Below are 6455 nucleotides of genomic sequence, written 5' to 3' on the forward strand. Positions count from 1 at the left end.
AGTTCGCGAATGGTTCGCGGCGCCTCTCGGGAACAAGCAAGAAGGAGCAGTCATGCCCAAGATGAAGACCAAGAAGAGCGCTGCCAAGCGTTTCCGCGTTCGCCCGGGTGGCACCGTCAAGCGGGGTCAGGCGTTCAAGCGCCACATCCTCACCAAGAAGAGCACCAAGAACAAGCGCCACCTGCGTGGCACGACCTCGGTGCACGAGACCAACATGGGCCACATGGCCCAGATGCTACCGTTTGCTGGCCTCTGAGCCGCGCACGACCCGTCTCGAGATTCAACGCTTGAAGGAATAGAAACATGCCTCGCGTAAAACGTGGTGTAACCGCACGCGCCCGCCACAAAAAGGTCCTGGAACTTGCCAAGGGCTACCGCGGCCGCCGCAAGAACGTCTATCGCATCGCCAAGCAGGCGGTGATGAAGGCAGGCCAGTACGCCTACCGTGACCGCCGCAACCGCAAGCGCGTATTTCGGCGCCTCTGGATTGCGCGCATCAACGCCGCTTCACGCAGCCACGGCATCACCTACAGCCGCTTCATGGCTGGCATGAAAAAAGCCGCCATCGACCTCGACCGCAAGGTCCTGGCCGACATGGCGGTCCGTGATCCGGCTGCATTCGGCAGCATCGTCGAGAAGGTCAAGGCCCAGCTCGCTTGATGCAGTTGTGGGCCTGCGGGCCCGCGATGCACCGTCAGGGCCGAGGCGCAAGCGTCGGCCCTTCGTTTTTCTTGAAACGACTTTCATGATGGAAGCATTGAGTCTGCTGGTCGGACAAGCCGAGCAGGCATTCGCGGCTGCACGCACGCCGGCCGAGCTCGAGGACGCCAAGGCGCGTTTTCTGGGCAAGAGCGGGGCGGTGACCATGCAGCTCAAACAACTCGCCACCTTGGTGGCGGATGAAAAAAAAACCCGCGGCGCCGAAATCAACGCGGCCAAGCAGCAGGTCGAATTCCTGCTTGGGCAGCGTCGGCAGGCGCTCGCCGATGCCGAGCTGGCGCAGCAATTGCGCACCGAATCGCTCGACGTGAGCTTGCCGGGGCGCCACCGCGGAACCGGTGGGCTGCATCCGATCACGCTGGCCGCGCAGCGCATCGAAGCGATCTTCGGATCGATGGGTTTTGACGTCGCCGATGGCCCCGAGATCGAGACCGATTGGTACAGCTTTACGGCGCTGAACAACCCGGAGAACCATCCGGCGCGCTCGATGCAAGACACTTTCTACGTCGACGTCAATGACGGCGAAGGGCGGCCGCTGAACCTGCGCCCGCACACCTCGCCGATGCAGATTCGTTACGCCCAGGCGCATGCGCGCAAACACGCTGGCGCCGACCCGATGCCGGAGATTCGCGTCATCGCGCCCGGCCGTACCTATCGCGTCGACAGCGACGCGACCCACTCGCCGATGTTTCATCAGGTGGAGGGTCTGTGGGTCGGCGAGAACATCAGCTTCAAGGACCTGAAGGCGGTTTACCTGCGCTTCATCCGCACTTTCTTCGAGACCGACGATTTGCGTATTCGCTTTCGGCCCAGTTACTTTCCTTTCACCGAGCCCAGCGCCGAGATCGACATGATGTTTGGCAGTGGGCCGCTGCAAGGGCGCTGGCTGGAAGTCTCGGGCTCCGGTCAGGTGCATCCGCAAGTGATTCGCAACATGGGTCTCGATGCCGAGCGCTGTATCGGTTTTGCCTTCGGTTCGGGCGTCGACCGGCTCGCGATGTTGCGCTACGGCGTGAGTGATCTGCGGCTGTTCTTCGAGGGCGACCTGCGGTTCCTGACGCAGTTCAAGTAAGGCAACGCACCGACCATGCAATTTCCAGAATCCTGGTTGCGCGAGTTTTGCAACCCACCGCTGTCCACCGCCGAACTGGCCGAGACGCTGACCATGGCGGGCCTCGAGGTGGAGGCGCTGAGCCCGGTGGCGCCGCCGTTCTCGGGTGTCGTCGTGGCGCAGGTGTTGAGCATCGAGCGACATCCCAACGCCGACCGCCTCAATGTCTGTCAGGTTGATGTCGGCACCGGTTCGCCGCTTGCGATCGTCTGCGGCGCGCCGAACGTCAGGCCGGGCATCAAAGTGCCGTGCGCACTGGTGGGCGCGGCGCTGCCGCCGGCCAAGCAAGGCGAACCGGCGTTCGTGATCAAGCTCGGTCAATTGCGTGGCGTCGAAAGCCAGGGCATGCTGTGTTCGGCGCGTGAGTTGAAGCTCTCTGACGCGCATGGCGGCCTGCTGGAGCTGTCCGGCGCCGCGCCGATCGGCGTTGACCTACGCGCGCACCTTCGTCTCGACGACACGATCTTCACGCTCAAACTCACACCCAACCTGGCGCATTGTCTGAGCGTGCATGGGGTGGCGCGCGAGTTGGCCGCACTCACCGGCGCGGAGTTACGGGCTCCGAGTTACCCGCCAGTGGCCGTGACGCATGACACCCGTCTGCCAGTCCATGTCGATGCACCGGACCTGTGCGGCCGTTTCTCGGGCCGTGTCGTGCGTGGCGTCAATGCACTGGCGGTGACGCCGCAATGGATGGCCGAGCGACTTGCCCGGTGCGGACAGCGTCCGGTCGGCCCCTTGGTCGACATATCGAACTACGTCATGTTCGAGTCGGGGCAGCCCTCACACATCTTTGATCTTGACAAGATTCACGGCGACCTGCGCGTGCGCTGGGGGCGTGGCGGCGAGACGATTTCCCTGCTCAATGGCAGCACCATTGAAGTCGACGCGGGCGTGGGCGTGATCGCCGACGACCTGCAGGTCGAATCGCTCGCCGGCATCATGGGCGGCGAGGCCACCTCGGTGGGCGAGGGCACGCGCAACGTGTATGTCGAAGCGGCGTTTTGGTGGCCACAGGCGGTGGCCGGGCGTTCGCGGCGCTTCAACTTCACGACCGATGCCGGTCACCGCTTCGAGCGAGGCGTCGATGCGGCGCGCACGCTGGATCATGTGGAGCGCATCACGGGGCTCATCATCGACATCTGCGGTGGTGAAGCAGGGCCGACATACGACCGCATTTGCGCGATGCCCGACCGCGCGCCCGTCACGCTGCGCATCGAGCGGGCGAGCCGCGTCATCGGCATGCCCGTCAGCCAGGCGGAATGCGCCGACGTGTTCAATCGGCTCGGACTGGGCTTTGTCGAAGGCGACGGCACGATCACCATCACGCCGCCGAGCTGGCGTTTTGATCTGCAGACGGAAGAAGATCTGGTCGAGGAGGTGATCCGCATCCTCGGCTATTCGCGCCTGCCCGACGTGCCGCCGCTCGCTGCGGTGACGCCGCGACTGCCGCCCGCTGCCCGGCAGGGTTTGCGGCGGCTACGCTGCCTGATGGTCGCTCTCGACTATCAGGAGACGGTCAACTTCGGCTTCGTCGAAGAGCGCTGGGAACGAGAACTCGCCGGCAACGCCGATCCGATTCGCTTGCTCAATCCGATCGCTGCACCGCTGGCGGTGATGCGCAGCAGCGTTCTGGGTAGCTTGCTGGCTGTGCTGAAGGTGAACCTTGCGCGCCGCGCGCCGCGTGTGCGTGTGTTCGAGATCGGCCGCGTGTTCCGGCGTGACAGCCGCGTTGTCGACGGCGAGCGCAGCGTCGCTGGCATCGACCAGCCGACGAGGCTCGGCGCGCTCGCCTACGGGCCTGCCGACGGCCTGCAATGGGGCGCCGTGGAGCGCAGCGTCGATTTCTACGATCTCAAGGGCGACCTCGAAGCGCTGCTCGCACCTCGGATTGCGCGCTTCTTGCCGGCCGAGCATCCGGCTCTGCATCCGGGCCGCAGTGCGCGTATCGAACTCGACGGCAGGGCGATCGGTTGGATCGGTGAATTGCATCCGCGCTGGCGCCAGGGTTACGAGTTGCCCCAGGCTCCGGTAATGTTTGAAATCGACGTCGAATCGCTGAGCGATCGGGCGCTACCAACCCACGTGCCGCTTGCCAAGCAACAGACCGCTCTGCGCGATGTGGCACTGATCGTCGACGATGCGATCAGCCACGCCACCTTGATGAAAGCCATCGACACCGCGTCGTCCGAGGGCATCGTGCGCAGCGCTCGGCTGTTCGACGTTTACCGCCCGCAGCGGCCGACGGCCGAACTGGCGAGCGGACAACGCAGCCTGGCAGTGCGGCTGGAACTGCGCGACGACGACGCTACGCTGACGGATGAGCGCATCGACGCCGCGGTGAAGACCTTGCTCGACCGACTGACCGCCGACGGCGTGATCGTGCGTTTGCGCGGCTGACACCTCAGTGGAGAAATGGACGATGGACCGTGTATTGCTTCCCACCCTCGACACGCCAACGCTGACCAAGGCAGAGTTGGCCGACTTGCTGTTCGAGCGACTGGGCCTCAACAAACGTGAGTCGAAGGACATGGTCGAGGCTTTTTTCGAGTTGATCCATGGCCAGTTGGTCGGGGCTGCCGATGTCAAGTTGTCGGGTTTCGGCAACTTTCAGATCCGCCGCAAGGCGCCGCGACCGGGACGCAACCCACGCACCGGCGAAGCCATTCCGATCAAGGCGCGCAACGTCGTGACCTTCCATGCGAGCCACAAGCTCAAAGGCGTCGTTCAGGGGGACACACCGACTGGAGACGAGTTCGAGTGATGAAACACATAAGTCATATAAGTTTTTGATTTTAAATAAGTATTTAGTTTATTTGTGTGATGTTTTTTGAACAGAGACTCGCTTTTGCGCCTCTGGCGACGCTGTGCTGTGTCGTCACTTGAACCGCGCCATCAAAGTTCGAGTAAAGTATTAGATAATGTTATGCATCGCATTGATTTGAAATGGAAAAACTGCTCCCACCGATCCCCGTCAAGCGCTATTTCACGATTGGCGAGGTCAGCGAGCTTTGCGGCGTAAAGCCTTACGTGCTGCGCTATTGGGAGCAAGAGTTCTCGCAGCTCAAGCCGATGAAGCGCAGGGGCAATCGCCGCTACTACCAGCACCACGAGGTCTTGCTCATCAGGCGCATCCGTGAGTTGCTGTACGAGCAAGGCTTCACCATCAGCGGGGCGCGCAACCGCCTGTCTGAGTCGGCGTTGCGCCATGCGTCCGGTGAGGCCAGTGAAGCGCTCACGCAGCCGCTCCAAGCCGATCACGTCGCCATTAACGCTGTAACAAACGAGGCAATGGCCGACGCGTTGGCGGCTCGGTCATCAACGGCAGCAGTCACGTTGGTGCGGGTGAGCCCACCGGGCTCGATTGCGTCGTTGCGCGATGAACTGCTCTCAATCCGGCATCTTCTGACGCCCTGAGCAAAGGCCGTCGACAAATTCGCCTAACGCGGGCCCGTGACGTCGTCGCACGGCGACAAAAAGCCCAGCAGGCACCGCCTGCTGGGCTTTGGTCTTCTTGGTCGGGACGGCGGGATTCGAACTCGCGACCCCTTGCACCCCATGCAAGTGCGCTACCAGGCTGCGCCACACACCGATAAAACCGCAAGTATAGCGCTCCCCGATTGCGATTTTTCTTGTGCGTTAGAAGCCGGGGCCCAACAGGTCCCTGAGTTCAACCAGTTCACGTCTCAACAGTTCCAATCGCTGCTGCGCCAGAGATCCGGTTGGTAGATCGGCGCTTACAAATTCACTTTCCTCAAAATCTGTAGAGTCTTCAAAGTCGTCCAGAACTGAGTCGCCCCCCTCTAGCACTTCAACGCCCTCGAGCATGACTTCCCCATTGCGGCGTTTGTCCCGCTCAACCTGAACGATCTCCTGCAATTTGTTACGAGCACCACTGATGGTGAATCCCTGATCGTACAAAAGATCGCGGATTCGGCGGATCATCAAAACTTCATGGTGCTGGTAATACCTGCGATTGCCACGCCGTTTCATCGGACGCAACTGCGTAAACTCTTGCTCCCAATAACGGAGCACGTGAGGTTTGACGCCGCATAGATCACCAACTTCACCAATAGTGAAGTAGCGTTTCGCGGGAATGGGAGGGAGTGTTTTCTCCAATTAAATCAATGCGGTAGAGAGGAAACCTCTAAATCTACTCCAACTCTAAAGCAAGCGCAAATAGTTACAGACACTTTCGGTAAAGTGTTGTTTTGTCACAATCATGACATTTATTTACGTCCGGTGCCGTGTCTTGCGACATCCCAAGCGCAAGGACGGTGCCGACTCAATTGGCCGAGCCGCTACCCTGAATATGGTCTTTGAGTTTGTGGCTCGCATGGAACGTTACGACCCGGCGAGCCTGGATAGGAATAGGTTCTCCGGTTCTGGGATTGCGACCGGGTCGCGGGGCCTTGGTCCGAATCTGAAAGTTGCCAAAGCCGGAAACTTTTACGTCTTTGCCCTCAACAAGACTGTCAGACACCAGATCAAAAAACGCGTCAATCATGTCTTTGGATTCACGCTTGTTCAGCCCGATTTGCTCAAACAACAATTCGGCAAGATGCGCTTTGGTGAGCGCGGGCGTTTCGAGGCTTTCGACGGAAAATTCCATGGAAGATTCTTG

The 6455-nt window shown here is 61.0% G+C and carries 8 protein-coding genes and 1 tRNA gene; 6 read left to right on the forward strand and 3 right to left on the reverse strand.

From position 1 onward, the window contains the following. Nucleotides 1-52 precede the first annotated feature (52 nt). From rpmI to RMO12_RS12855, 6 genes are all read left to right on the forward strand, one after another. On the forward strand, nucleotides 53-256 hold the full coding sequence (rpmI, locus tag RMO12_RS12830; protein ID WP_309625131.1) for a 50S ribosomal protein L35: 204 nt from the start codon (nucleotides 53-55) through the stop codon (nucleotides 254-256). Between the two features lie 47 nt (nucleotides 257-303). Beyond that, entirely contained in the window at nucleotides 304-660 is a 357-nt protein-coding gene (gene rplT, locus RMO12_RS12835; protein WP_309625132.1) for a 50S ribosomal protein L20, read from the forward strand. A gap of 88 nt (nucleotides 661-748) precedes the next feature. Next, nucleotides 749-1792, forward strand: coding sequence for a phenylalanine--tRNA ligase subunit alpha (gene pheS, locus RMO12_RS12840; RefSeq protein WP_309625144.1), 1044 nt, complete (start codon nucleotides 749-751; stop codon nucleotides 1790-1792). Nucleotides 1793-1807: 15 nt separating this feature from the next. Continuing rightward, nucleotides 1808-4231: a phenylalanine--tRNA ligase subunit beta gene (pheT, locus tag RMO12_RS12845; RefSeq protein WP_309639585.1), complete on the forward strand. Its 2424-nt coding sequence runs from the start codon at nucleotides 1808-1810 to the stop codon at nucleotides 4229-4231. Between the two features lie 22 nt (nucleotides 4232-4253). Continuing rightward, the gene (locus RMO12_RS12850; protein WP_309625134.1) at nucleotides 4254-4595 is read left to right on the forward strand and encodes an integration host factor subunit alpha; all 342 of its coding nucleotides are present in this window, start codon (nucleotides 4254-4256) and stop codon (nucleotides 4593-4595) included. A gap of 182 nt (nucleotides 4596-4777) precedes the next feature. Continuing rightward, nucleotides 4778-5248: a MerR family transcriptional regulator gene (locus tag RMO12_RS12855; protein WP_309625135.1), complete on the forward strand. Its 471-nt coding sequence runs from the start codon at nucleotides 4778-4780 to the stop codon at nucleotides 5246-5248. 98 nt (nucleotides 5249-5346) lie between these two features. Here RMO12_RS12855 and RMO12_RS12860 read toward each other — a convergent pair. The 3 genes from RMO12_RS12860 to RMO12_RS12870 form a co-directional block, all read right to left on the reverse strand. Continuing rightward, nucleotides 5347-5423 (reverse strand) — tRNA-Pro (locus RMO12_RS12860). Nucleotides 5424-5470: 47 nt separating this feature from the next. After that, entirely contained in the window at nucleotides 5471-5950 is a 480-nt protein-coding gene (locus tag RMO12_RS12865) for a MerR family transcriptional regulator (RefSeq protein WP_309639586.1), read from the reverse strand. Between the two features lie 166 nt (nucleotides 5951-6116). Continuing rightward, nucleotides 6117-6443: an integration host factor subunit alpha gene (locus RMO12_RS12870; RefSeq protein WP_309639588.1), complete on the reverse strand. Its 327-nt coding sequence runs from the start codon at nucleotides 6441-6443 to the stop codon at nucleotides 6117-6119. Between the last annotated feature and the right edge of the window lie 12 nt (nucleotides 6444-6455).

The organism is Methylibium sp., from assembly GCF_031393925.1.
GTDB lineage: Bacteria > Pseudomonadota > Gammaproteobacteria > Burkholderiales > Burkholderiaceae_C > Methylibium.